The 25,145-nt window shown below is 76.5% G+C and carries 23 protein-coding genes; 13 read left to right on the forward strand and 10 right to left on the reverse strand.

The features are described 5' to 3' along the window. Window positions 1–91: 91 nt before the first annotated feature. The 9 genes from HNR12_RS01005 to HNR12_RS01045 all read left to right on the forward strand — a co-directional run bounded on the left by HNR12_RS01005 (window position 92) and on the right by HNR12_RS01045 (window position 8,632). Window positions 92–1,027, forward strand: coding sequence for an ABC transporter substrate-binding protein (locus HNR12_RS01005; protein ID WP_179765681.1), 936 nt, complete (start codon window positions 92–94; stop codon window positions 1,025–1,027). 132 nt (window positions 1,028–1,159) lie between these two features. Then, window positions 1,160–1,774, forward strand: coding sequence for a GNAT family N-acetyltransferase (locus HNR12_RS01010; protein ID WP_308118975.1), 615 nt, complete (start codon window positions 1,160–1,162; stop codon window positions 1,772–1,774). Window positions 1,775–2,604: 830 nt separating this feature from the next. After that, a complete protein-coding gene (gene entS / locus HNR12_RS01015; protein WP_308118974.1) occupies window positions 2,605–3,882 on the forward strand; it encodes an enterobactin transporter EntS in 1,278 nt (425 codons plus the stop codon). A 34-nt stretch (window positions 3,883–3,916) separates the two neighbouring features. Further along, window positions 3,917–4,177 carry an MbtH family protein gene (locus tag HNR12_RS01020; RefSeq protein ID WP_179765683.1) on the forward strand — a complete coding sequence of 87 codons (261 nt, stop codon included), beginning with the start codon at window positions 3,917–3,919 and terminating at the stop codon, window positions 4,175–4,177. 107 nt (window positions 4,178–4,284) lie between these two features. Continuing rightward, window positions 4,285–5,619, forward strand: a complete 1,335-nt coding sequence (gene entS, locus HNR12_RS01025; RefSeq protein WP_179765684.1) for an enterobactin transporter EntS — start codon at window positions 4,285–4,287, stop codon at window positions 5,617–5,619. A 108-nt stretch (window positions 5,620–5,727) separates the two neighbouring features. Then, window positions 5,728–6,543: a siderophore-interacting protein gene (locus tag HNR12_RS01030; RefSeq protein WP_179765685.1), complete on the forward strand. Its 816-nt coding sequence runs from the start codon at window positions 5,728–5,730 to the stop codon at window positions 6,541–6,543. Between the two features lie 275 nt (window positions 6,544–6,818). After that, on the forward strand, window positions 6,819–7,232 hold the full coding sequence (panD, locus tag HNR12_RS01035) for an aspartate 1-decarboxylase (RefSeq protein ID WP_179765686.1): 414 nt from the start codon (window positions 6,819–6,821) through the stop codon (window positions 7,230–7,232). Between the two features lie 77 nt (window positions 7,233–7,309). After that, on the forward strand, window positions 7,310–7,546 hold the full coding sequence (locus tag HNR12_RS01040; protein ID WP_179765687.1) for a hypothetical protein: 237 nt from the start codon (window positions 7,310–7,312) through the stop codon (window positions 7,544–7,546). Between the two features lie 243 nt (window positions 7,547–7,789). Beyond that, window positions 7,790–8,632: a DUF4352 domain-containing protein gene (locus tag HNR12_RS01045; protein WP_179765688.1), complete on the forward strand. Its 843-nt coding sequence runs from the start codon at window positions 7,790–7,792 to the stop codon at window positions 8,630–8,632. A 68-nt stretch (window positions 8,633–8,700) separates the two neighbouring features. Here the strand turns inward: HNR12_RS01045 and HNR12_RS01050 are convergent, their stop codons facing one another. From HNR12_RS01050 to HNR12_RS01065, 4 genes are all read right to left on the reverse strand, one after another. Further along, window positions 8,701–9,570, reverse strand: coding sequence for a (2Fe-2S)-binding protein (locus HNR12_RS01050; protein WP_179765689.1), 870 nt, complete (start codon window positions 9,568–9,570; stop codon window positions 8,701–8,703). Between the two features lie 286 nt (window positions 9,571–9,856). After that, on the reverse strand, window positions 9,857–10,636 hold the full coding sequence (locus HNR12_RS01055; RefSeq protein WP_179765690.1) for a DUF2306 domain-containing protein: 780 nt from the start codon (window positions 10,634–10,636) through the stop codon (window positions 9,857–9,859). A 43-nt stretch (window positions 10,637–10,679) separates the two neighbouring features. After that, entirely contained in the window at window positions 10,680–11,552 is an 873-nt protein-coding gene (locus tag HNR12_RS01060; protein ID WP_179765691.1) for an ABC transporter permease, read from the reverse strand. Next, the gene (locus tag HNR12_RS01065; RefSeq protein WP_179765692.1) at window positions 11,549–12,571 is read right to left on the reverse strand and encodes an ATP-binding cassette domain-containing protein; all 1,023 of its coding nucleotides are present in this window, start codon (window positions 12,569–12,571) and stop codon (window positions 11,549–11,551) included. Before HNR12_RS01065 ends, HNR12_RS01060 begins: the two co-directional genes overlap by 4 nt. A gap of 102 nt (window positions 12,572–12,673) precedes the next feature. Between HNR12_RS01065 and HNR12_RS01070 the strand changes: the two genes are divergently transcribed. Next, window positions 12,674–13,486 (forward strand): TetR/AcrR family transcriptional regulator, encoded by an 813-nt coding sequence (locus HNR12_RS01070; protein WP_179765693.1) that lies wholly within the window; start codon window positions 12,674–12,676, stop codon window positions 13,484–13,486. Window positions 13,487–13,584: 98 nt separating this feature from the next. On the opposite strand, the gene HNR12_RS01075 is transcribed toward HNR12_RS01070, so the two are convergent. The 4 genes from HNR12_RS01075 to HNR12_RS01090 all read right to left on the reverse strand — a co-directional run bounded on the left by HNR12_RS01075 (window position 13,585) and on the right by HNR12_RS01090 (window position 20,478). Then, window positions 13,585–14,763 (reverse strand): JmjC domain-containing protein, encoded by a 1,179-nt coding sequence (locus HNR12_RS01075; RefSeq protein WP_179765694.1) that lies wholly within the window; start codon window positions 14,761–14,763, stop codon window positions 13,585–13,587. 381 nt (window positions 14,764–15,144) lie between these two features. After that, the gene (locus HNR12_RS01080; protein WP_394353906.1) at window positions 15,145–17,436 is read right to left on the reverse strand and encodes a prolyl oligopeptidase family serine peptidase; all 2,292 of its coding nucleotides are present in this window, start codon (window positions 17,434–17,436) and stop codon (window positions 15,145–15,147) included. Window positions 17,437–18,667: 1,231 nt separating this feature from the next. Further along, window positions 18,668–19,561: a 4'-phosphopantetheinyl transferase family protein gene (locus tag HNR12_RS01085; protein ID WP_308118739.1), complete on the reverse strand. Its 894-nt coding sequence runs from the start codon at window positions 19,559–19,561 to the stop codon at window positions 18,668–18,670. Window positions 19,562–19,725: 164 nt separating this feature from the next. Then, a complete protein-coding gene (locus HNR12_RS01090; protein ID WP_338119701.1) occupies window positions 19,726–20,478 on the reverse strand; it encodes a 4'-phosphopantetheinyl transferase family protein in 753 nt (250 codons plus the stop codon). Between the two features lie 232 nt (window positions 20,479–20,710). Here HNR12_RS01090 and HNR12_RS01095 point away from each other — a divergent pair, with 232 nt between their 5' ends. From HNR12_RS01095 to HNR12_RS01105, 3 genes are all read left to right on the forward strand, one after another. Continuing rightward, window positions 20,711–20,881: a hypothetical protein gene (locus HNR12_RS01095; protein ID WP_179765696.1), complete on the forward strand. Its 171-nt coding sequence runs from the start codon at window positions 20,711–20,713 to the stop codon at window positions 20,879–20,881. Window positions 20,882–20,948: 67 nt separating this feature from the next. After that, window positions 20,949–21,755, forward strand: coding sequence for a DeoR/GlpR family DNA-binding transcription regulator (locus HNR12_RS01100; protein ID WP_179765697.1), 807 nt, complete (start codon window positions 20,949–20,951; stop codon window positions 21,753–21,755). A 100-nt stretch (window positions 21,756–21,855) separates the two neighbouring features. After that, window positions 21,856–22,644 (forward strand): polyprenol monophosphomannose synthase, encoded by a 789-nt coding sequence (locus tag HNR12_RS01105; protein WP_179765698.1) that lies wholly within the window; start codon window positions 21,856–21,858, stop codon window positions 22,642–22,644. 118 nt (window positions 22,645–22,762) lie between these two features. Here HNR12_RS01105 and HNR12_RS01110 read toward each other — a convergent pair whose 3' ends face one another. Together HNR12_RS01110 and HNR12_RS01115 are read right to left on the reverse strand one after the other, a co-directional pair. Continuing rightward, window positions 22,763–23,500 carry an FAD/NAD(P)-binding protein gene (locus HNR12_RS01110; protein WP_179765699.1) on the reverse strand — a complete coding sequence of 246 codons (738 nt, stop codon included), beginning with the start codon at window positions 23,498–23,500 and terminating at the stop codon, window positions 22,763–22,765. 20 nt (window positions 23,501–23,520) lie between these two features. Further along, complete coding sequence (locus tag HNR12_RS01115; RefSeq protein WP_308118470.1) at window positions 23,521–25,095, reverse strand: MFS transporter; 1,575 nt, start codon at window positions 25,093–25,095, stop codon at window positions 23,521–23,523. Between the last annotated feature and the right edge of the window lie 50 nt (window positions 25,096–25,145).

Raw genomic sequence — 25,145 nt, forward strand, 5'->3', positions numbered from 1 at the left:
GGCGCGGCGCGCGCCCCAGACCGTTCCCGCCGTGCTCGACGCGTCCCCTGTGCCCGCTGGGCCCGGCCCGCCTTCCCCGTCTGGAGTGCCGATGATCCGCATCCGTTGCGGTGCCCCCGCCCGCCGCGCGGGCGCCGCGGCCGCCCTCGCGGCGAGCGGCGACGAGGACGTGCCCGTCCGCGAGGTCGGCAGCGGCCACACCGACGCCCGCGTGGAAATCCCCGAGGACCCCCGCCGGGTCGTCGCGACCGGCTGGGCGGTCACCGCGCTGATCTCGGTGGAGGGCTCCGGCCTCGTCGGCGTCTCCAGCGGCACCCAGGACACCGGCATGACCCCCGGCGAGCCGGCCCGGGCCCGGGACCTGCCCCAGGTCGGCGCGGACCTGGTGATCAGCGCCGAGCGGGTCGCCGAACCGGAGCCCCACCTGATCGTGTCGGGCCTGCCCGCCGCCGTGGACTTCGACCACTCCGCGCTGGAACGGGTCGCCCCGGTCGCCGTCGCCGCCATGAACACCTGGGCCGAGTGGAAGGACATGAGCGAGCGCGTCGCCGACGCCGCCGGGGCCGGTGCGGCCCACGGCGAGCTGGTCCAGAAGTACGAGGCCCGCGCCGGGGAGATCCGCGACGCCTACGCCGACGTGCTGGAGGACACCGAGTTCGCGGCCGTCGACGCCTACGGCGACGGCGCGTGGACCCTGGAGCACCGGGACGCCCACGGCACCACCGTGCCCGCCGACGCGGGGTTCCGGTTCAGCGCCCGGGCCGCCGACGGCGCGTTCAGCGAGTCCCTGCCGTACGAGCGGCTGGACCGGCTCAACGACTACGACGCCGTGCTGACCCGCGCCGAGCCCGACGGCACCCCCACCGAGGCCGCGCGGCAGGTGATGGACCAGGGCCCGTGGGCCGACCTGGAGCCGGTGCGCGCCGATCGCGTCTACGCCGTGCCCCAGTTGGGCGCGATGAGCTACACCACCGGACTCGCCCTGTTCGACGAACTGGAGGACCGCGTCCTGCACGACCTGGAGTAGCCCCGCGCCGGCCGGACCCGCGCGGCCGGCTCCGCCGAGGAGCCGGCACCCCCCGACCGGGGGCGCGCCGACCGGCCGCCGCCCGCCGTTCGCCGTACCGCTCCTGCCCGCCGCCACCCGGAGGTGCCGCCCGTGTCCCTGTCCGAACCCGCCGACACCGCGCGGCGCTCCCCGCGCGAGATCACCGTCGCCGCGCGGGTCCTGGCCGCCGGCCCCCCGCCCGAGGTGCGCCCCGCGCCGCCTTTTGCGGCGCGGGTGGCGCGCGACCACGGCGCCGATCTCGACCTGGTGCACGCCTGGATGAACCGGCCGCACGTCGCGGCCTTCTACGACCAGGCGTGGAGCCGCGAGCGGTGGGGCGATGAGCTGGCGGCCCAGCGCGCGGGCACGTTCGCCCGGCCGCACATCGTCGGTTACGAGGGCGCCGACGTGGCCTACGTCGAGCTGTACCGGGCGGCGCGCGACGTGGTGGCCCGGCACTACGCCGCCGAGCCGCACGACGTGGGCCTGCACATCGCCATCGGCGCGGCCGAGCGGACGGGCGCCGGGTTGGGGCGGCGCGTCATCGACGCGGTCGCCGCGGCCGTGTTCGCGGCCGACCCCGAGTGCCGGCGCGTGGTGATGGAGCCCGACGCCGCCAACACGGCCGCCCGCCGGGCCGCCGAGGGGGCGGGCCTGCGGCTCCTCGCCGAGGTGGACCTGCCCCACAAGCGCGCCGCCCTACTCGTGCGCACCCGCGAGGCGTGAGCGCCGTGATCGGCCCCCGGCCCCCCGCGCACCCGACGGCGCCGCCACGCGAGGCGGCCCGCCGCAGGCCGACCGCCCTGCGGCGCGACGAGGCGGACCGCGCCGAACAAGCCGGCTCCGCCCCCGCCGGTCCGCCGCCCGCCGGTGTGCCGGGTGGCGGACCGGGTGCCGGGGACACTCAGCGGCGGCACCCGCGCCGCCCCGCCCACCCCAGCGCTCCCGCCGACCGGTCCCCCTGGGACGCCGCCGCGTGGCGGCCGGTCGGTGCGGTCTTCGGGGGCGGCTGCGGGGCGGGGCCGGGCGTCGCGGGCTGCCTTGGCGCTTCCCGCCGGTCCCTGTGGGACGCCGCCGCTCGCCGGGCGGCCACCGCGGACCCCGGTGTCGGCTGTGCGGGCCCGGCGCTGCCCGGGTGCGGCCGCGCGTGGGGCTGCGACCGCACCCCGGGTGGTGGCGGAAGCAGGGGCGATGCCTGTGGAGCGGGGCGGGTGGTGGCGGGCCGCCTCGTCGCCTCCGGCAGGGCGGGCGTCCCCCGGTGCGCCCGCCGTGGGACGCGGGGTGCGCACCGGGCGCCCGTCGGCCGCACCCGCGGCCCGCTGCCGCGCACCGCCGCGGCAGCGCGGGCGGCGGCCTTCCGCACCTGCCCGGCGGTCTGCCCCGCCCTCCCGGCGCCTCACCGCACCCGCCCGGCGCGCCTCCACGCCTTCCCGGCGGCCCCTCGCCCGCACCCGATGGGCCGGGGCGTCGCCCCCGGCCGCGGGTGGCGGCCCGGCGGGCGCCGGGCGGGAACGGGGCGCGCCGTTCGTCGGACAACCGAGTCGAAGGGAGCCCGCGTGGCCGCACGGGCGGGGCTGGCAGGACTTGTCATCGACCTCGGTCCGCTGCGCGAGGGCCGGGGGTTCCGGATCGTGTTCGCGGTCCGGCTCATCTCCCTCTTCGGCGGCGGGTTCCGGCTGGTCGCGCTGCCCCTCCAGGTCTACGCCATGACCGGGTCCTCGGTGCTGGTGGCCAGCGTGGCCGTGGTCAACGGGCTGGCCGGCTTCGGCGGCACGCTCGTGGGCGGGGTGCTCGCCGACCGGCTGGACCGGCGCCGGCTCACGGTGTTCAGCCTGGCCGTGGAGACCGTGGTGGTGGCGCTGTTCGCGGTCAACACCTACCTGCCCGGCGGGCCGGAGCTGTGGGTGGTCTACCTGTGCGCCGCCGTCAACGGCGTCATCGGCACCATGGGCCTGATCGCCCAGCAGACCCTGGTGCCCGCCCTCGTGGGCCCCGGGCGGCTGGCCGCCGCCGGCGCTCTCCTGGCCCTCACCGCGCAGTTCGGCGCCGTCACCGCCCCCGCCCTGGGCGGCGCGCTGGTGTCGCTGGGCGGTGTGGGCGCCGGGTACCTCATCACCTGCGGTATCACCGCCGTGGCCGCCGCGGCCGCGTGGTTCCTGCCGCCCGTGGCCACCGCCCCGGGCGCCGAGCGCGTCCCGGCCCCGCGCGCCATGGCCGAGGGACTGGCGTTCGTGGCCCGCCACCCCGTGGTGCGTCCGCTGCTGCTCCTGGGCTTCGTGCAGGTGCTGTTCACCATGCCCGCCGTGCTGATCCCGGAGTTCACCGACCGCGTTCTGGGCGCCGACGCCGCCGTGGCCGGCCTGCTCTACACGGCGCCGGCCGCCGGCGCTCTGCTGGCCTCCCTCTCCAGCGGGTGGACCGGCCGGGTGCGCCGGGGCGGCGCGGTCGTGCCGGCGGCGGTCGCCCTGGGCGGGGCCTTCGTCGCCGCCGTCGGCCTGGGCCGCACCGCGGCCGTCGCCCTGGTCGCGCTGGCGCTGCTGGGCTGCTGCCAGGCGGTCGAGGAGATCCTGCGCTACGCGCTGATCCAGTCGCACACCCCCGACGCGCTGCGCGGGCGGGTCAACAGCGCGTGGCTGGCCCAGGCCACGGTCGGCGGCTCGCTGGGCGCGACGCTGATGGGCGCCCTGGCGGCGGCGCTGGGCACGGCCGCCGCGCTGGCGGTGGCCGGGGGAGCGGGCGCGCTCGCCGCCGCCGCGATCGCGCTGACCGCGCCGGGCCTGCGCCGCGCGGGTGAGGGCGCGCCCGCCCTTCCCGACACCACACCTGATTGCTAAGGTAAGCCTCGCCTAACATATTGAGGAGAATCGGATGAGCAACCCCTTCGACGACGCCGACGGCCGCTTCCTGGTCCTGGTCAACGACGAGGACCAGCACTCCCTGTGGCCGGAGTTCGCCGCGGTGCCCGAGGGCTGGCACCAGGTGCTGGGCCCGGTGGACCGCGCGGCGGCCCTGGAGTACGTCGAAGCCAACTGGACCGACCTGCGGCCGCGCAGCCTGCGCGAGGCCATGGGCGAACCGGCGGCGCAGGGGGAGCCGGGCACGGCCGCCGACACCGCCGGCTCCGCCTGACCCAGGGCCCCCGCCATGCGCACCGCACCCGCCCCGGCGCGCCCGCCCGCCCACCGCCCGCCGCCGCGCCGGCCCGCCCGCGGGCGGGCGGCCGCAGGGGCGGCGCGGTGAGGCTGCGCGACGCCGCCATCGACCTCACGCCGCTGCGCGCGAGCCGGGCGTTCCGCGTCGTCTTCACCGCCCGTCTGATCTCGGTGTTCGGGCTGGGCTTCGCCCTGGTGGCGCTGCCGATGCAGGTCTACTCCGCCACCGGCTCCTCCGCGCTGGTCGCGGTGGTCAGCGCCGTCAACGGCGCGTCGGTGTTCGGCGGCACCCTGGTCGGCGGGGTGCTGGCGGACCGCTGCTCGCGGCGGGCGCTCATCGTCGCCGGCCGGGCGGCGGCCACCCTCGCCTTCACCGGGCTCGCCCTCAACGCGGCATGGGCCGCCGCCGACCCCGGTCCCTCCGCCGCCCAGTTCGCCGCCGTGTGCCTGTGCGCGGCGCTCAACGGCTTCGTCGGCACCTTCAGCACGGTCGCCCTCCAGGCGGCGGTGCCCGGCCTGGTGCCCCGCGACCGGCTGCCCGCCGCCGGAGCGCTGCTGGCCCTCACCGGCCAGTTCGGCTCGATCGCCGCGCCCGCGCTGGGCGGTGCGGTCATCGCGCTGTGGGGTTTTCCCGCCGTCTTCGGCGTCACCGCCGCGGTCAGCGCGCTCACCACCGCCCTGGTGTGCCGCCTGCCCCGGCTGGACCCGCCCGCCGCCGAGGCCGGCGCGCGCCCGGGCCTGGCGGCCTCGGCCCTCCAGGGGCTCCGGTTCGCGGCGCGCCACCGCGTCGTCGGGCCGCTGCTGGCCCTGGGGTTCGTGCAGTTGCTGTTCGCCACGCCCTACGTGCTCATCCCGGAGTTCACCGACCGCGTCCTGCACGGCGGCGAGGCCACCGCCGGACTGCTCTACTCGGCGTCGGCCTTCGGGGCGGTGTGCGCGTCGCTGACCAGCGGCTGGACGCGCGGCACGCGCCTGGGCGGCGGTGCGCCGGCGGCGGCCGTGGCCGGGTGCGGGCTGGCCTCGGCCGCCTTCGGCGCCTCCGGGGGCACGGCGTGGGCGGTCGGGGCGCTGGTGCTGCTCGGATTCGCCGAGATCGTTGAAGAGATCCTGCGCTTCTCCCTGCTGCAGGCCCACACCCCCGACGCGCTGCGCGGCCGGGTCACCAGTGTCTGGAGCGCCCAGAACACGGTCGGCGGCGCGCTGGGCGCGCTCGCCCTGGGCGCCCTGGCGCCGCTGGTGGGCGCCGGCGCGGCGATCACCGCCGGAGGAGCGGTGGCGGTCGCGCTCGTGGCGGTGCTGGCGGCCGCCTGCCCCGGACTGCGCCGCGCCACTCCCGCGGCGGCCGCGCCGCCGCCCGCCGACCCGCCCGGCCCGGCGGCGGGGACCGGTGCGGTGCGCGCGACTGGCGCGGAACAGTGAGTTAGCTTAGCCTAAGCTAAAGATCACGGCGGGGCGGGTGCGCGCGGCGAACCCGCCCCGCCCGCGCCCCGGCGCCCGAGGATTCCCCGACCCAGGAGCTGATGCCCGATGGCCGTTTCCCGCGACCCCCGCGTGGAGTTCTACCCCCTGCGCCCCCGCGTCCTCGCGGTCCGCACGGCCGAACGCCTGACACCGGGCCTGGTGCGCGTCGTCCTGGGCGGCCCCGACCTCGACGGCTTCCGCACCGACAACTTCGCCGACCACGTCAAGCTCTTCTTCCCCGACGAGGCCACCGGCGAGCTGCGCATGCCGCGCCTGACCGAGGACGGCCGCGCCGACTTCCGCGACCCCCGCCTGGTGTTCCGCGACTACACCGTGCGCCGCTACGACCCCGGCGCCGGCGAGCTGACCATCGACATGGTGGCCCACGAGCACGGCCCGGGCGGGCGCTGGGCCGTGCGCGCCCGCCCCGGCGACCGGATCGGCGTCCTGGGCCCGCGCGGCACCCACCACATGGACGTGGGCTTCGACTACTTCCTCATCGGCGCCGACGAGACCGCGCTGCCCGCCGCCGCCCGCTGGCTGGAGGAGCTGCCCCGCACCGCCACGGTCCTGGCGTTCCTGGAGGTCGCCGACTCCGGCGAGGAGCTGAAGCTGGACACCCCCGACGACACCGCGCTGACCTGGCTGCACCGCGGCGGCGCCGCGCCCGGCACCACCGACCTGCTGGAGCGCGCCATCCGCGGCGCCCGGCTGCCCGAGGGGCGCGGGTTCGCCTGGTGCGCGGGCGAGGCCACCACGCTCAAGCCCATCCGCCGCCACCTCAAGGAGCGCGGGTTCGAGCGCCGGACCGGGTTCGACGTCGACGGGTACTGGCGGCGCGGCACCAGCAACCACGACCACCACGCCGACGAGGAGGACTAGGCGCTGCGGGCGCGGGCCGGGCGGCCCGTCCCCGCCGCGCGGCGGTTTCCGGGCGGTCCGGGCGGGCCGTGTGACGCGTCGCTCCCACCCCGGCCGTACCCGGCGGCGGCCCCGCGGGCTACCCTCGTGATCGCCCGGAATGCGGCGCCGGCGCCGGGCGTTGGCCCGGTGGCGGCACCCGCCGCCCCGCGGCGCCGCATCCGACGCCCTGAGCGTGCACGGGACCCGGCAGGGCCTGTAACCCCAACTCAGCACGGAAGACGAGGTCGCAGCAGATGCGTCGCACTCTTTTCCACGGCAAGATCCACCGCGCCACCGTGACCCAGGCCGACCTGCACTACGTCGGCTCCATCACCGTCGACGCCGACCTTTTGGACGCCGCCGACATCGTCGAGGGCGAGCAGGTGCACGTCGTCGACATCGACAACGGCAACCGCCTGGTCACCTACACCATCGCCGGGGAGCGCGGCAGCGGCGTCATCGGCGTCAACGGCGCGGCGGCGCACCTGGTGCACCCCGGGGACCTGGTCATCATCATGTCCTACGTGGAGCTGGAGGAGTCCGAGCGCCCGCACCACACCCCCCGGGTCGTGCACGTCGACTCCGCCAACCGCATCGTGGCCCTGGGGTCCGACCCCGCCGAGCCCGTCCCCGGCTCCGACCTGGTTTCCGGTGCCGCCCTTAACTGAACGGCCCTGTCCATATTTGCGGCGTGTCCACATCCGGCCCGATCGGCGGGTGACGGGCCGGGTATGCCAGCAACGCAATGGACGGTGAAGACGATGACCGGCGTGAGGTCGCGGCGCACATCGAGTGGCAGAAGCAGGGCATGTGGCTGGTCCTGTGGGGGTCCTACACCCGCCGCTACTGGGCGTTCGCGCGCTGGCCGGTACCCCAGGGCGGCGCCGTCGTCTCCGCGCCCGACCCCGACGCCCTCTACGCCGAGATGCGCCGTGTGGAGCGGGAGTTCGGCTTCCTGCGCTGGCGCTACGGGCGCGGCTGAGCGCCGCGCCCGCCGGGCCGCCTGAGACCTCTCGGGCGCGGCCCTCGCCCCGCCCGGCGCGCCCCCGCCTGCCGGCCCAGCCGCCGCCGATCACCGAAACACCTCCCCACCTGCGTGTTTCCCGCCGTGCGGATCGCTATCGTACGCAGCGCACAGCATTCGACACGCTCCGTCGCGACGGCATCGCCCCGAGCACACGCCGGCCCCGGGCGCGCGCCGGCGGCGGCAGGGAGGGCCGAACCGATGAGCGACACCCCCGACGACGGCCCGGCCGGGCACGCGGGCTCCCCCGCCCGGGGCGGCCCGGTCCCGTCGCGTCCGCTGTTCCCCCGCGATCGCGACGATTCGGGCGGGGGTTTCGGTCCGACAGGTCCGGACGCGCCACCAGGGGAGCCCACCCCGATCGTCACCGCGCTCGCCGCCGCGCCCGCCGCCCGGCTGGCCTCCGCGCCCACACCGCCCACCGGACCGCCCGGACCGCCCGGGCGGATCCGCCGCCGCCTGCGGGCCCTCGCCGGCCTGCCGCGCCGCCGCCCCGGGCTCACCGCCGCGCTCGCGGCGGCGGTGGTCCTGGCGGCCGGCGCCGCCGCCGCGGCGGTCCTGGCCGAGGCGCCCGGGGGCACGGGCGGGCTGGCCGAGCGCTGGACCCGGACCGAGCCCGCCCGCACCGGCGCGGACGGCGGCGGAGTCGGGGGCGTGGGCGAGCGGGTGGCCTCCGGCGGGCTGGAGTTCACGGTCACCGAGGTCCACACCGGCGTGCGCCGCGTGGGCGGCGAGGTCACCGGCGAGCGGGCCGAGGGGCGGTTCGTCATCGCCCGCGTCCGGGTCCGCAACACCGGGGAGGAGGCCGCCACCTTCACCGACGCCGACCAGCGGCTGGTGGACTCCCGCGGCCGCCGGCACGCCCCCGACAACTCGGCGGGCCTGCGGGTGGGCGGCTCCGGGCGGCTGTTCGGGCGGCTGGGCCCGGGGGAGGAGGGCAACGGCGGCCTGGTGTTCGACATCCCGGCCGGGGCCGAGCCGGTGGAGCTGCGGCTCAGCGACTTCCGGGCCGAGAAGCCGGCGGTGGTGCGGCTGGACCCGTGAGGGCGGCGGGGCGTCCGGCCGGGGCCGCGCGGGTGCGGAGGCCGGAGCCCGGGGGCGCAAAGCGCAGGTCAGGGCGCCAGCGCCGGGTTGCGGATCCACTCGCGCAGTTCGGCGCGGCGGTCGGAGTCGCACTTGAGCGGGCAGGTGGTGCAGTAGCCGTGCTCGGGATCGCCCTTGTAGTCGAAGCAGCAGGTGCCCCGGACCGCCCAGGTGCCGCGCGGGTGGTTCTCGTAGAACGGGAACAGCCGGGGCCGCGCCCGGGTGACCGCGCCCGCCTCGACCAGCGCGGCGCCCAGCCGTCCGGCGCGCTCCCAGGCGGCCTCGGCGTCGCGGCCCAAAAACCGCGCGGGGTTGAGCATGTAGAAGTGCAGGGTGTCCAGGACCCAGCCCCACAGGGTGCGCAGCCCCACCCGGGTGTGGGCGTGCAGCGCCTCGATGATGGGGGAGAACGCCCGCACCATGTGCCGGGCGGCCAGCGCGTCGAGCGCGGCCTCGTCGGGCACCACCACGGAGTCGGGGTGGCCGGCGGCAGGGTCGTCGGGCAGCACCGCCACGCGCGCGCTGGTGATGGCGGGGGTGCCGAAGGCGGCGGTGGACAGCCACGGGAACCACAGGTGGCGCTCGTCCAGCAGCGGCGCCCGCCCGGTGAGGTAGACGCCCGCCGAGACCAGGAAGATCGGCTCGCGCAGCAGCGCCCGCAGGAAGTGGGTGGCCGCCGGCAGCTTGTGCGCCGGGCCGTGGTGGGCGGTGAGCTGGGTGAACAGGGGGCCCACCGCGCCCTCGGCGACCATGAGGTCGGTGCGGTACCAGTGCTCGGTGCCGGGGTGCTTGCGGGTGCGCTGCACCGTGGCGGTGCGGATGTCGGGAAGGGGGGCGAACTTCAGGGAGGCGCAGGAGTCGAGGAGCGCTTGCAGCGGGGCCTGCTGCTCTTCGCTCATGCGCTCAGCCCGCCTTTCCGCATCCGGTCGCGATGGTGCGGCGCGGGCGCGCGAACGCGGCGCCGCTGCCGCCGGAGATCGGCGAAGTTGATCACCGTTCTTTAGTTGAGGCTACCCTAATCTGTCCTGGCCGAGCAATGACCACCCTCGATCCTTTACCCCGCCCGAACCGCCGTGAAAACGGGCATTTCGGCCCGTTTGCGTGTGCGGGCGGCCGGCCGGGAGCGCCCCGCACCAGCTCAGGCGGGGGCCGCCGCGCGCGGCGGCCCCCGCCGTGCCGGATCGGTCACACCCGGGCAACGCGGCGCGGGCGAGCGGGGCGGCGCCGGCGGCGCAGCCACCACTCCGCGGCGAGCAGGTTCACCACCCAGCTCAGCCACACCGACGCCGCCGCGGCGGCCTGGATCATCGCCTGCTCGTTGCCGCCATACATGGTCTCCAGCTGCGGCTCCGCCAGCACGACGCACAGCATCAGCCAGGGCCGGTTGGCCACGATCGAGAACGTCAGGGCGAACCCGCGCACCATCCACTCGCGGTGGTCGGCGAAGTCGCGCCGGCGCGCGGCGCGCCAGCCCGCCACCGCGAAGCAGAACCACAGCAGCGCCGACATCGCGTTGCCGGCCTGCTGCGCCAGGCCCTGCTGGCCCAGCACGGCGGCGGCCAGGGCCAGCGGCGCGCCGGGCAGCACCCCGGCGAAGACGTAGAGCCGGCCGCTCCAGCGGTGCACCGCCGGGTGGCGCCGCCGCAGCCACGGCCAGACCTGCAGGCAGCAGGTCGCCAGCGCCACGGTGCCGAACAGGATGTGGCCGATGATCAGCGGGTAGTGCAGGGGGTTGTCCTCGCGCAGCTCCATCCGCGAGGTGGCGGGGTCGAACGTCAGGTAGGGCGGCAGGGAGTAGGCCAGGAAGAGCACGGTCACCAGGGCCAGGGGCACGATCCAGGGGCGGCGCCACCACGGCGTGGGGGCGCGCCCGGGGCGCGGCGGGCGGGCGGCGCCCGCAGGAGCGGCCGGCGTGCCGCCGTCGGCGGCGGACCGGGGGCCGGGCGGGGCGGGTGTGGCGGTCATGGGTGTCTCCGTTCCGAGGGGGTGCGGGCGGGGCCCGCGCGGGTCAGCGGCTCAGCCGCCGGAAGCGCCGCACGGCCGGCGGCGCGCAGAGGAGGAGGATCGCCACAGGCCAGGCCACGGCCATGGCCAGCGGGTGCTCGGCGATCCAGGAGTCCCCGGCGATGCGGGGGTTGCCGAACAGCACCCGCGCGGCGTCGATCACCGCCGAGATCGGGTTCCACTCGGCGACGGTGCCCAGCGGCGCGGGCATCAGCTCGGGCGGGGTGAACATGGTCGAGAGCACGCCCAGGGGGAAGGCCAGCGGGTAGACGATCAGCCCCACCACGTTGGGGTTGGGCGCCAGCACGCCCAGCAGGATCCCCACCCACGTCATGCTGAGGCGGAACAGCAGGAGCAGGCCCAGGGCGGCCAGGGCCCGGTCCCAGCCCTCGTGCCACCGCCAGTCGATGAGCAGGCCGCAGCCCACCAGCACCGCCAGTTCGGGCAGGGCGCGCAGCAGGTCGGCGGCGGCGCGGCCGGCCGGCAGCGCCGAGGGCGCCATGGGCAGCGAGCGGAACCGGCCCATCACCGCCTTGTCGACGTCCAGGGCCACGCCGCTCGCCGTGGCGGCGACCGAGTACAGCATCGCCATCACGAACATGCCGGGCATCAGGTACTCGCGGAACTGCTCGGGGGTGCCGCCGGTGCCCTCGGCGGCCATCACGTTGCCGAAGACGAAGCCGAACAGCAGCACCATCATCAGCGGCACCAGCAGGGCCAGCAGCGGCTCGGCGGGCGAGCGCACCGAGTGCAGCAGGTTGCGCCGGGTCAGCACGGCGGTGTCGGACCAGGCGCGGGCGAACCGGCCGGCGGTGCGCGGCGCGTGCGCCGCGCGCGGGGAGCGCGGGCCCGCGGGGCGGGCGGTGGCGGCGGTCATGCCCGGGCCCCCTGCCCGGCCGGCACCGGAGCGAAGCGGGGCGCGTCCGGCACCGGCGCCGTCTCGCCGGTGTGCCCGGTGAGGCTCAGGAAGACGTCGTCCAGCGTGGGGCGGCGCAGGCCGATGTCGGCGGCACGCACGCCGGCGGCGTCGAGTTCGCGCACCGCCCCGGTCAGCGCGGCGATGCGGTCGGCGGCCGAGACGGGGGCGCTGACGCGGCGCCGCTCGGTGTCGACGCGGGCCGCGCCGCCGCAGACCCGGCCGAGCACGGCGGCGGCGGGGCCGAGGTCGGCGGCGTCCTCCAGGACGACGTCGACGCGGTCGCCGCCCACCGCCGACTTCAGCTCCTCGGCGGTGCCCTCGGCGATCACCCGGCCGGAGTCGATCACCGCCATGCGGTCGGCGAGCCGGTCGGCCTCCTCCAGGTACTGGGTGGTCAGCAGCACGGTGGTGCCCCGGCCCGCGAGGTCGCGCACGGCCGCCCACACGCCGTTGCGGCTGCGCGGGTCCAGGCCGGTGGTGGGCTCGTCCAGGAACAGCACCTGCGGGTCCAGCGTCAGGCTGGCCGCGAGGTCCAGACGGCGGCGCATGCCGCCGGAGTAGCGGCCCGCGGGGCGGCCGGCCGCCCCGGTGAGGCCGAAGCGCTCCAGGAGGTCGTCGGCCCGGCGGCGCGCGCCGCCTGCGCCCAGACCGCTCAGCCGGGCGAACATCACGAGGTTCTCGCGGCCGGTGAGGATCTCGTCGACGGCGGCGAACTGGCCGGTGAGCCCGATGCGCTCGCGCACCCGGTCGGGCCGGCGGGCGACGTCGTGGCCGGCCACCACGGCGCGCCCGGCGTCGGGGCGCCGCAGCGTGGCCAGGATCTCCACCGCGGTGGTCTTGCCCGCGCCGTTGGGGCCGAGCAGGGCCATCACCGTTCCCCGGGGAACGGCGAGGTCCAGCCCGTCGAGCGCCCGTGTGGCGCCGTAGCGCTTGACCAGCCCTTCGGCGGTGACCGCGTGGTCGGGGGCGGGGTGCATGCCGCTCGCCTTCTTTCTGTGTATATGACACACTAATTAGTGTAAGTGATACACAGATCTAGGATGGAGTCAAGCCGACGGAACCGACGGGGGAGCGCGCGCATGGCGACACCGGACCAGGGCGGGGCCGAGGAGCTGGAGGAACGCCTGGCCCTGCTGTGGGGTGTCCAGGAGCGGCCGAACCGCGGGCCCAAGCCCAAGCTCAGCGTGGACAAGATCGTCGCGGCGGCCGTGGCGGTCGCCGACGCCGAGGGGCTGGACGCCGTGTCGATGCAGCGCGTCGCCGCCGATCTCGGCTACACCACCATGTCGCTCTACCGCTACGTGCGCAGCAAGGAGCAGCTGGTCGTGCTGATGGCCGACGCCGCGCTGGGCCGGGCGCCCCAACCCCGCGCCGGCGCCGACTGGCGCCAGCGCATGGAGGAGCTGGTCACCGCCGTCATGGCCCTCTACCGGCGGCGCCCCTGGCTGCTGCGCCTGGACATCTCCGGCCCCCCGATGGCGCCCATGCAGCTCACCTGGTTCGACGCCTACCTGGGCGCCCTGGCCGGCACGCGGCTGTCCATGGCCGAGCGGATCTCAACGGTGACGTTCATCGACGGCGCCTCGCGCGAGCTGGCCCGCATCGCCATCCACAGCGAGCACGCGCGCCGGCGGAGCGGGGTCAGCGCCGCCGCCGCCCTCACCTCCTACAGCCAGGCCCTGCGGCGCTTCGCCGACCCCGAGCGCTACCCCCACGTCGCGGCGGCCGCCGCCGAGGGCGTGTTCGACCCCCCGCCGGGCGCCGCCGACCCCGGCGCCGAGGAGTTCGTGGACGACATCGGCGTGGACGCGGCCTTCGGCCTGCACCGGCTGCTGGACGGCGTGGAGTCCTACGTCCGCGCGCGCTCGGGCGCCGAGCGGGCGGACGGCTGAGCGGCGGGGCCCCGCCTCCGCCGCCCGCCGGGGCGGCGCGCGGCGGAGGCGCCCCGCGTCCGCGTCTGTGACTGTGTGTGTCGGTGTCTGCGTCTGTGTCAGGACAGCAGTACGAGGTGGTGGCGCACCAGCGCGCGCACCACCCCGACGGTCGCCTCCAGCGGCGTGCCCGAGCGCTCGGCCAGCTCGCCCACGGTCAGCACGCGGTCGCGCCCCAGCACCGCCAGCACCGGCTCGGCCAGCGCGGGGAACCGGTAGCGGCGGCCCGAGACCGCCACCGCCACCTGATCGCCCTCGCGCTCCAGCGCCGGAGCCAGGATCGGCACGAACTCCACGCGGGTGCCCTCGCCCGGCGCCGCGCCCTCCACCGCCCACGGCAGGGCGAACGACTGCCGCCGGGGGAACCGGGCGTCGCGCTCGGCCAGGAAGTCGTCCACACCGTGCTGCTCGGCGGCGTCGGCCAACCGCCGCAGAAGCTCGTGCCCGTGCTTGCGCCGCTCCTCGTCGGAGGCGAAGCGCGGCAGGTCCCGGCGGAACACCTCCACGTCGTGCAGCCGCTCCAGCAGCGCCCGCGCCCAGTCCATGCCGGTGGCCCGGGTGAACCCGAAGGTCAGGTGCATGCTGACGTCGCCGGTGCCGGTGACCGTGTGCCACCAGCCGCGCGGCACGTGCAGCACCTGCCCGGGCCGCAGCACGCCCTCCCACACCGTGCCCTCGGGCGGGGTGTGCGCGTGGTCGGAGTCGACCTTCATCGGGTGGGGCCGGCTGCCCTGGCCGTGCACCTGCCAGTGCTTGGTGCCCGCCACCTGCACGATGAAGGTGTCGTGGTCGTCCCAGTGGGTGTCGAACCCGTGGGAGGACCCCCAGATCAGATACAGGTTCACCTGGGCGCGCTCGCGCACCAGCCGCATGAGGTCGTCGGTGGCCGCGCGGATGGGCGGGTGCAGCCGGTCGATGCCGTCCAGGACCAGGCTGGCGCCCTCGCGCAGCTCCCGGTAGAGGCCGTCGGGGCGGACGACCGTGCGCGCGCCGGTGGAGGCGCCGGCGGTGTCGGTGTAGCGGGCGGCCGGCACCGGAGCGCCCTGCCGGTGCAGCCGCAGCTGCGGCGGGGCCAGGCCGCGGGTGCCCAGGATCTCGTTGAGGTCCTCGAAGGTGAGCAGGTGCCGCACGGCCTCGGCGCCGATGTCGGCGAAGACGAAGTCCGACGACAGCCGCGTGGAGAGGAAGTCGTCGCCCAGGGCGGCGCGCAGCGTCTCGGTGAACAGGCGGTCGGTCATGGTGGGGGCGTCCTCCACTGCGGCGGCGGCCGCGGCGGACCGCCGGGGGCGGCGTCGCGCCCTCGGCGGCCCCTACGCGACCGACTGGTGCGGTCTAGATGAAGTCGGAGCTGGAGTCCGTGCCGTCGGTGTCGCCGCCGGCGGTGATGTCCCGCGACGTGACCTCGGCCAGGTCCTCCACCTCGACCTCGATCTCGAAGGGATCCATAGGGGTCTCCTTTCCGTGTTGACGCTGTGGACCTCGGCGCGCCGCCGCGCAGACCCGGTGGGCCTCACGGTGTGGACGGCGCACCGCCAACCCCCTGCCGGGGGGAGGACCGCCGCCCCCGCGCGCACCGGCGCGGGGGTGGGGCCGCCGGGGCGGCAGCCTGCCTGGGGACGTCACGTCGCCTCCCGCGACCGCGCCGGCGCGGCGCCGCGCCGGCCCGGGGGACCGGCCAGCCCGGTCTGGTCGGCGGCGAAGGCGTGGGCGTCGGCGGCCAGGCTGATGGCGCGGGTGACGGCGCGCGGCCCGTGGCCGACGTCGCGCTCGTAGCGCAGCAGCACCGGGCGGTGCCCGCCCCGCGCCTGGAGCGCCGCGCACATCTTGCGCGGGTGGGCGGCGTCGGTGCGGGTGTCGCCGTGGAACCCGGTGAGCAGCACCGCCGGGTGCCGGGCGGTGCCCTCGGCGAGCACGCGGTGGTAGGGGGAGTAGGACATCAGCGCGGCGAAGTCGGCGGGGTCGGCGGCGGTGCCGAACTCCCGGGTCCACATGGCACCCAGGCCCAGGCGCTCGAAGCGGGCCATGTCGGCCAGCGGGGCCGAGGCGATGACCGCCGAGCACAGGTCGGGCCGCAGTGCGGCGGCGGCCAGCACCAGCAGACCGCCGGCCGAGCCTCCGGACAGGCACAGTTGGCCGCGCGAGCACCACCCGGCGGCCACGAGTTCGTCGGCGGCGGCGATCAGATCCTCGACCGCGCGCACCTTGGCGCGGCCGGAGCCGCGCAGATGCCATTCGCGGCCCCGGTCGCCTCCGCCGCGCACGTGCGCGACCGCGTAGCGCCCGCCCGCCAGCAGCCAGGCCAGCACGGTGGCGCTGAACCCGAACTGGCGCGGGCGGCCGAATCCGCCGTAGGCGTGGAGGATGGTCGGGCCGGGGGCGAACGCGGGGCCGGCGGGGACAGGGGCGGGGGCTGTTGGCCCGGTGGCGGCGGGCACGGCAGTGGAGGGCACGGCGGCGAAGACCGTGACGGGCACCCGCGTGCCGTCGGCCGAGCGGCACCACGTGGTGCGTCGGCGGATGTCGGCGGGGGGCGCGGGCGCGGTCCCGCGCGGCCAGGGCCGGGGGCGTTCGGCGCCGGGCGCCAGGGTCAGCACGCACTGCTGGGTGGCGACGTCGGCGTAGCACAGGTGGGCGCCGCCGTCCGGCTCGGCCTCCAGGCGGGTGACCATGCCCTCGTCGGGCAGCGGAAGCACGCGCAGCAGCCGGCCGTCGCGGGGGTCGTGCGCGGCGAGTTCGCTGATGCCCAACCGGGTGCGGGTGAGCAGCAGTTCGGGGGCCTCGGCCGTGCCCGCCGCCGCGAACCCGTCGAGCGTGGCGTCAGGGTCCTCGGGCACGACCTCGCGCCAGTTGGCGGTCCCCGGATCGCGCGGGTCGACGGCGCAGATCCGCCGCCGGGGCGCGCCCAGGGTGGTGCGCAGGTAGAGCATGCCGTCGGGACCCAGGTCGGGGTGGGACTCCGCGTCCAGGCCCACGTGCACGGGCCGCCAGCGGGGGCGGGCGGGACCGCCGTCGAGGTCGGCGGCGGACAAGGCGCCTGCGGCGGCGGTGGGGGCGGTGGTGGCCCCCGCGGCGTCGGTGGCTGCTGCGGCGGGGGCAGGTTCGGCGGGGCCGCCCAGGTCGGCGATCCACAGGTCGGTGCGGTGGCCCGTGCCGTGGCTCTCCGACACCACCAGCCAGCGGCCGCCCAGCAGCCGTACACCCGGGACGGTGCGCGGACCCGAGCAGGGGCGGACCAGCACGTCGGGCTCCGACCGGCCGGCCGAGACGCGGTGCAGCCACACGCCGCGCCGGCCGTCGGTGTCGTCGCGGCGCACGAAGTAGAACGCATCGGGGGAGACCCAGGCGACGTGGGAGTAGCGGACCCCCCGGATCGCCTCCTCGACCGGCAGGCCGGAGTCGGTGTCCAGGACCCGCAGTACCCCGCGCTCGGTACCGCCCGAGGAGGTCTGCACGGCGACGCGGCGCCCGTCGGGCGAGGGCTCCCAGGAGTCCAGGGTGGTGCCGCCGCTGGGATCGAAGGCGTGGGGGTCGAAGACGGTGCGCTCGCGCGGGGGACCGGCGGGGTCGTCGGTGCCGGGGCTCAGGACGACGATGGCGGGGTGGTCGGCGCCGGCGCGGCGCCGGGTGGCGAAGACGAGGCCGCCGCGCCGCACCGGGGGAGTCCACAGGTCGGTGGCGACCAGTCGGCGGATGCGCTCGGCCAGCGGCGCGCGCAGCCGCCAACGCGCGGCTGCGGCGGCGAACTCGCGCTCGCGGTCGGCCAGCCACTGGCGCGTGGCGGGGGAGTCGGGGTCCTCCAGCCAGCGGTAGGGGTCGGCCACCTGGATGCCGTGCACGGTCTCGACAACCGACAGCAGCGCGTTCCTGCCGTCCTCACCGGCGATGCCGTGGCGGGGGGCGGCGTTGCTCACCTGAGACCGAGGGGTCGGGCAGCGGGGCCGGTGAACGCGCCGGGAACGGCGCGAGTTGCCGGAGACGCGGGAGATGCGGCCGCGGGCGGCGCAGGGGGCGCAAGAGGCGCGGCGAGGGCGGCTGCGGGAGGTGCTGCCAGGGGTGATGCGAGAGGTGCAAGTGGTGCGGGGGCAGAGCCAGGGCGACGGTTGCGCACAACCACATACTTCAAGCGGCGGTTGGTGCCGGTCAAGTGAGTCATGACTGGCACAAGGTCACGAAAAAATGTCGGCAAGGGACGTTTGTGGCAAAAGTGAGCAGTGCGGCAGGCGAGGTGGGGGATGGTGGTGGGGCTTGGGGCGGGGTGATGATCGGTTCCCGCAGTGGGTGGTCGGAGCGGTGACGTGGCGCCGAGGGCGGCGGGTGGCCGGGATGGGCGGTGATCGGCTCCCGGAGCCGGGGCGGAGGTTGTGGCAGCCGGGGTTCGCGGCCGGGCCGGGGTGGGGCGACGGGCGGTCGGCGCGCGGCAGGGCCGGCCGGTGGGGCAGGCGGCAGCTGCCTGACGCCCCAGCAGGCGGCTGGGCCGTCGACGAGTCGCATCCTCCTGGGCCTTCCGACTCGCCCACAGGGCAGAACGGACACCGAACCATCCAGGTCTCATACGGTGAGACGAAGACGCCACCTCTCGCGACGGTCTGCGGTCCACGGTCACCGGATTCGCGAAAAACCGCAGATCGTCGTCCGCGAGAACGGGTGAACCGTGCATATGGCCGCCGGAGCGGCGCTGTTGTCTCGGTATATGAGACACGGGCTGATCATGCCGCCCGTCGGGGTGTGGTGGGGCGGGCAAATGCAAGCGTTTTTCGGGCAAGTTCATCAAATCGGAGGCCTGTATACATTGTCATCCCGATTCCCGTCTCCTGCGCGCCGCAACCTGCGCTCGGCATCGGGTTGCCGCGTTTTCCGGCGGCCGCCGCGCCGTCGGAGACCTTGACCACCACGTCCGGGGCCCGCTGGTTGCCCCGCCCGGCCCCCGACCGCCCTCGTCGTCGCCCGTTCCCGTGGCCGGCGGGTTCGGCGACCGCCTGCCCGGCCGCCCGTGTGCCCTCGCTGCCTCGTCGGGGCGGTGCGTCGCAACCGGCCCTGCCGCTGCGCGCCGCACCGGCACCCGCTCGCCCTTGGTGCCCGTCCCCGTCCTTGGCGTTCTCCGTCTCGTCGCCACGCCCCCGCGTGCCGCTCGGCCGGGCGGTGTCAGCGGGTCGCCGACGGGCCGGGCCGGTGCTGCGAGGCGGGGGCGGTGCGGCGGGTGGCTGTGGCGGGGGCGGTGCGGGTTTTCGCGGGGCCGAGGCCGGTGCCGCCGCGCAGGCCGGTGCGAGGCCGGGCCTTCGGCAGTCCTTTCAGCAGGTCGGCGGTGTCGCGGACGGAGATCTCCAGCGGCCGGGGGGTGAGTGCGGCCACGGAGGCGCTGTAGCCGTCACCGGCCGCGACGTCGAGCAGTTGGACGTGGCCGGGGGCGGGACCGTTCGGCGTGTCCCAGGAGTGGACCGCTATGGGGGCGCCCGGGGGCGAGACGACCACCTTGGTCGCCGCGGCGAGCCCCTCGCCCGTTGCCTTGACCAAGGCCTCCTTGCGCGACCAGTAGGTGAAGAAGTCGGCCTCGCGCTGCCGCGGGTCGAGTCGGGTGAAGTGGCCGCGTTCGTCCTCGTGCAGCAGTTGGCCGAGGAGGCTGTCGACTCCCATGCGGACGGTCCGGACCTCCTGCACGTCGGCGCCCACCTGCACACCCCGGGCCATGGCCAGCAGGACGCGGTCTCCGGAGTGGCTGAAGGAGATCTCCCACCCCTCGGCCGGGCCGCTGGGCCGGGGCTTGCCGCGCGGACCCCGGCCGGGCGGGTCCGCCTTGCCTTGACGGGGAGTGCGGAGGTGGTCGAAGGTCACCGACTCCGGCGCGATCCCGGCGGCCCGCCCCACCGCCAGGCGGGCGAGCCCGTGGGCCAGCGCGTAGCGGTCCTTGTCGGCGGGGACGCGGAAGGCGGCGTGCCGCTGCCGCTCGTCGGCGTCGAGCAGGCCGTACAGGGCGCGCAGTCGGTCGGGGGAGGTGGCGGTGAGGTCGCCCCACCACAGATCGCACGTCAGGGGAGTCACGGCCCTATTGTGGCGCGACTCCACGCAAACCGCGCACTCAACACAAATCCCCACATTCCTACTTGTGTCGACCGCTCGATCGGCCGCCGTTCGCCGCGCCGCCTCGGACCCGCGCGAGCGCCCGCCCGTCTGGGTGCGCGGCCGTGGGCGGGCGCGTGCGGCGGCTACCGCAACAGCTCGGCCGCGTCGCGGACGGCGATCTCCAGGGGCCGGGGAGTCAGTACGGCCACGGCCGCGCGGTACTCGTCGCCGGCGGGGATGTCGCGCAGGTGGACGTGGCCGGGGGCGGGGGCATCGGGCGAGTCCCAGGAGCGGACCTCGATGGGCGCGCCCGGCACCGAGAGGGTGACGGCGGTCAGGTTGCCGACCCCTTCCCCGGTGGCCTTGAGCAGGGCCTCCTTGCGCGACCAGTAGGTGAAGAAGGCGGCCTCGCGCTCCTGCGGGCCGAGCGCGGCGAGGTCGGCGCGCTCGCCCTCGGTCAGCGCGTGGTCGAGGAGGCCGTCGAGGCTGGCGCGCAGCGACCGCACCCGCTCCACGTCGGCGCCCACCCGCACACCCCGGGCCATGGCCAGCAGGACGCGGTCTCCGGAGTGGCTGAAGGAGATCTCCCACCCCTCGGCCGGGCCGCTGGGCCGGGGCTTGCCGTGCGGCCCCCGGTCGGGCGGGTCCGCCTTGCGTTCGCAGGGAACGCAGCGGAGGTCGAAGGTCACCGACTCCGGCGCGATCCCGGCGGCCCGCCCCACCGCCAGGCGCGCGAGCCCGTGGGCCAGCGCGTAGCGGTCCTTGTCGGCCTGCAGGCGGAAGCGGGCGTGCCGCTGCCGTTCGTCGGCGTCGAGCAGGGCGGACAGGGTGCGCAGTCGGTCGGGGGAGGTGGCGGTGAGGTCGCCCCACCACAGGTCGCACGTCAGGGGAGTCACCGCCCCATTGTGGCCCGGCCCCGCCGGGACCCGCCACGGTGGACGCCCGCCCGGCTGTTTCCCGCCGACTCCGGCTGATTTCGTCCGGTAACGGCCGGGGTCCGCCGCAAACGACTCGCCCGACCGGGGCATGAAACCGCCCCGCACCGGGCATCGACTCCTATGACCCCTCCGGTGCGAGGCCGCCTTCACCGCGACGTCGCCGGTCAGCCCGCTCACCAGGGAGGCCCTCGTGTCCATCATGGTGCTGTTCGGTATTGGGACACTCGTCATACTCGGCGTGCTCATCACCCTCTTCGTGCTCGCGTTCGTCGTCCGCGGCCCCGCTCTTGAGGACGACTCCACGGCCGACGACGACACCATCGACCGCTCGTTCCACACCCATGGAGTGCATTTCGGCTGAGAACGGCGGCTCTATCATCGGATCGCACAGGGCCGCCCACCCGGCCCGGCACCGAGATGGAGTTGTCATGGCAGACGAGACCCGGCCCGCGTTCGCGGCCGAACGCCGCGAACGCATCCTGGAACTCGTGCGGGCCAACGGCGCCATGGCCCTGCGCGAGATCGCCTCGCGCGTGCGCGCTTCCGAGGTCACGGTGCGCCGCGACGTCCGCGCGCTGGAGGCCGAAGGCCTGATCGACCGCCGCCGGGGCGGCGCCGCGCTGCCCGGCCGTCTGGGCTACGAGCAGAGCTACGCGCAGAAGTCCGGCCAGGCCGCGCCCGAGAAGCTCGCCATCGCCGCCGCCGCGGCGCGCCTGGTCGAGGACGACGACGCGATCGTGCTGGGCCCCGGCACCACCACCGAGGCCCTGGCCCGCGAACTCGTGGGCCGGCAGAACCTCACCGTGGTCACCAACTCCCTCCTGGTCGCCGAGGTCCTGGCCGCCGCCCCCGGGGTCGAGGTCGTGATGACCGGCGGCACCCTGCGCGGCTCCATCCGCGCGCTGGTGGGCACCGCCGCCGAGCAGGCGCTGGCGGGGCTTCGGGTGCGCCTGGCGTTCGTCTCGGGCAACGGCATCACCGCCGAGCGCGGCCTGAGCACGCCCAACCCGGCGGTCGCCAGCGTCGACCGGGCCCTGGTGGCCTGCGCGCAGGAGGTCGTGGTGCTCGCCGACCACACCAAGGTCGGCGCCGACACCATGGTGCAGACCGTGCCGCCCGAGCACATCGCGCACCTGATCACCGACAACCACGCCGACCCCGAGGTGCTGATGACGTTGGAGGACATGGGCACGCTCGTGCACGTGGCGGTGCTGGAGGTCGACCGGGGCGAGTGACGAACCGGGCGGCGCCGACGGGCAAAGGTGGGCAAATCCCTGCGAACCCCCCTACGCTACGTGTCATTCGCCCAAGCCCGCGAACCCCAGAGGAGCGCCTATGCCGACCCCGGTGACCCTGCCCGACCCGTGGGCGCGCTCCGCGGTGAGCGTCGTCGTGCCCACCTACAACGAGGCCGAGAACCTCCCCGTGCTGGTGGAGCGGCTGTTCGCGCTGGGGCTCCCCGAGTTGCGGGTGGTGGTGGTCGACGACAACTCCCCCGACGGCACCGGCCGTGTCGCCGACAAGCTCGCCGCCGAGCACAACACCCCCGGCACCGAGCGGGTCGCCGTGCTGCACCGGATGGCCAAGGACGGCCTGGGCCGCGCCTACGTGGCGGGCATGACCCGCGCCCTGGACGACGGCGCCGACTTCGTCGTGCAGATGGACGCCGACCTCAGCCACTCGCCCGGCTACGTGCCGCAACTGCTGGGCACCATGCTCTCCACCGGCGCCGGCGTGGTGATCGGCAGCCGCTACGTGCCCGGCGGCAGCCTCTCCGACGAGTGGCGCGCCCACCGCCGGCTCCTCAGCGGCTGGGCCAACGCCTACGTCAAGGCGATCCTGGCCCTGCCCATCCGCGACGTCACCGCCGGGTTCAAGATCTGGCGGCGCGAGGCCCTGGAGGTGCTGGACCTGCCGGGCATCGAGAGCAGCGGCTACAGCTTCCAGGTCGAGATGCACTACCGGGCGTTCGCGCGCGGGCAGAAGATCGTGGAGATCCCCATCCACTTCGAGGACCGCCGCGAGGGCTCCAGCAAGATGGACCTCGCGGTCCAGGTGGAGTCGGCGCTGCGCCCGTTCCGGCTGCGCGCCGGTGAACGCCGCGCGCGGCGCGGCCCGCACTGACCCCCGCCCGCGCGGCCCGTCCTGCGGCCCCGGCCGCCGTGCGGGTGCCTCTCCCCTCAATTCCCGGCGCGACTCCCCGCCGCACCGCGCCCCCACCCGCCACCGACCGCCGCGGGCCTCAGCCCGCGCGGCCCGGGGGCGTGCGCAGCACCGTGTCGGCGATGCGCTGGGCCAGCGCCTCGGCCTGGTCGCGCATGCGGGGCACCGTGGCCGGGCCGCCGTCGCGCACCGCGCCCACCGCGAACACCCGCCGCGCCGGCTCGCCCGACCCGGTGAGCACCGCGCCGCACCGGCACGCGGCCAGCCCCGCGCCCGCCCCGGCGCGCAGGGCGCCGGCCACCCGCGGCGGCGCCGCCTCGGCCGGATCGCCGGTGGCCACCACCACCGCCGCCGCCTCCACCCGCCCGCCGTCGGCCAGCAGCACGCGCGCGCCCGCGTCGTCGGCCTCCACCGCCGCCACCCGCGCCGTTCGGGTGACCAGGGCCGCGTGCGGCGCCGCCCACGCGGCGGTGGCCGCCAGGGTGTCGGCGAGGTAGTCGCCGTAGACCCGGCGGGCCAGCACGGTGCCCGGCCCGCAGGCCGCGCCCGCCGCGCGCCGCCACTCCAGCAGGTGGCAGGGGCGGTCGGGCAGCGCCGACATGTCCTTGACAGGGGCCTCCAGCGGGCAGTCGCCGCCGGGGGAGCCGTAGACCCGCCCGCGCGCGAAGCGCCCGTGCTCGTCCAGCAGCACGATCCGGTAGACCAGGCGCAGCCAGGTGGTCGCGCGCAGCAGCGCGATCGCGGTCAGCGCGGCGCCGGGCCCGCCGCCCGCGAACACGACGGCCGGCGCGCCGCCTTCGGAGGCCGGAAGTCCCATGCCACCGACTCTAGGACCTCTCAGGCGTCCGGCGAAGCCGGCCGCCCCGCCGATGAGTGCGGGCAGGTGCCCAGCGGGGGGCCGCACACCCCGCAGAACATCCGGTCGGCCGCCGCCTCCGGCTCGGGCTCCCGCCGCTCCGGCGGCTGCGCGGCGGCCGCCGCACGCGGCTCGGCCGGGGCCTCGGGCCCGCCCCGCCTGGGGGCCCGCCGCAGCAGCACCAGCGCCAGCAGCCCCGCCGCCGCGGCCAGCCCGGCGATCATCAGCATCGCGGGCGCGAACCCGCCCGCCACCCCGGCGCCGCCGCTGATCCCGGCCAGCACCGGCACCGCCGCCACCCCCACCAGTTGCGCGGTGCGCGCCAGGGTGTTGTTCACCCCCGAGGCCACCCCGGCGTGCCGCTCGGCCGCCGAGGCCAGGACGGTGGCGGTCAGCGGAGCCACGGCGGTCGACAGCCCCAGGCCCACCAGCAGCACGCCCGGCAGCACACCGGTGAGGTAGGTGTCGCCCGGCCCGACCAGCGACAGCACCACCAGCCCGGCCGCCACCAGCAGCGGCCCGGCGGTCAGCTGCCACCGCGGCCCGATCCGCTCGGCCAGGCGGCCCGACTGCCCCGACAGCGCCAGCATCAGCAGCGTGATCGGCAGCGACGCCGCCCCCGCCGCCACCGCCGAGTAGTCCAGCACCTCCTGCAGGTAGATCACCAGCAGGAACAGCAGCGGCCCCAGCGCGCCGTACATCAGCACCGTCACCACGTTGGTCACGGTGAAGCGCGTGGAGCGGAAGATGTCCAGCGGCAGCATCGGGTGCGGCCCGCGGCGCTCCACCCACACGAACGCCGCCAGCGCCGCCAACCCCAGCACGGCCGCGGCGGCGGTCGCCGCCACCGGGGCACCCGCCTCGCCCGAGGCGATCATCGCGTAGGTCAGCGCCGCCAGGCCGACCATGCCCAGCAGTGCGCCCGCGTAGTCCAGGTGCGCGGGCGCCTGGTCGTCGACCGACTCCGGAAGGTGCCGCCGGGCGATCAGCAGCACGGCCGCCGCCAGCGGCAGGTTGATGAGGAAGATGAGGCGCCAGGACCCGATGTCGACCAGCCACCCGCCCACGAAGGGCCCGATCGCCGAGGCCACCCCCGTCAGCCCCGACCACGCGCCGATGGCCCGCGCCCGGTCGCCCTTGCGGAAGCTCGCCTGCAGGATCGCCAGGCTGCCCGGGGTGAGCAGCGCGCCGCCCACCCCCTGCAGCACCCGCCCGGCGATCAGCCAGCCCAGGCCGGGCGCCACCGTGCACAGCGCCGATGCCAGCGCGAACCACGCCACGCCCAGCGAGAACAGCCGCACCCGGCCGAACCGGTCGCTCAGCGAACCGCTGAGCAGGATCAGCGCCGAGAGCGTGACCATGTAGCCGTTGGCGATCCACTGCAGCCCGGCCACCCCGGTGTCCAGGTCGCCGCTGATGGCCGGCAGCGCCACGTTGACCACCGTGGAGTCCAGGAACGCCATGCCCGAGCCCAGCACGGTCGCCGTCAGGATCCAGCGCGCCGCCGGAGTCCCCCACGCCACCTCGCCGCCGCCGGTCGCACCCGCGGTTGCCACACGCCACCCCCTGCCCCTCCGCCGCGGCGGTGCGCCGCCCCGCCGGGGGG

The sequence above is a fragment of the Streptomonospora nanhaiensis genome (genome assembly GCF_013410565.1).
Classification (GTDB): Bacteria; Actinomycetota; Actinomycetes; order Streptosporangiales; family Streptosporangiaceae; genus Streptomonospora; species Streptomonospora nanhaiensis.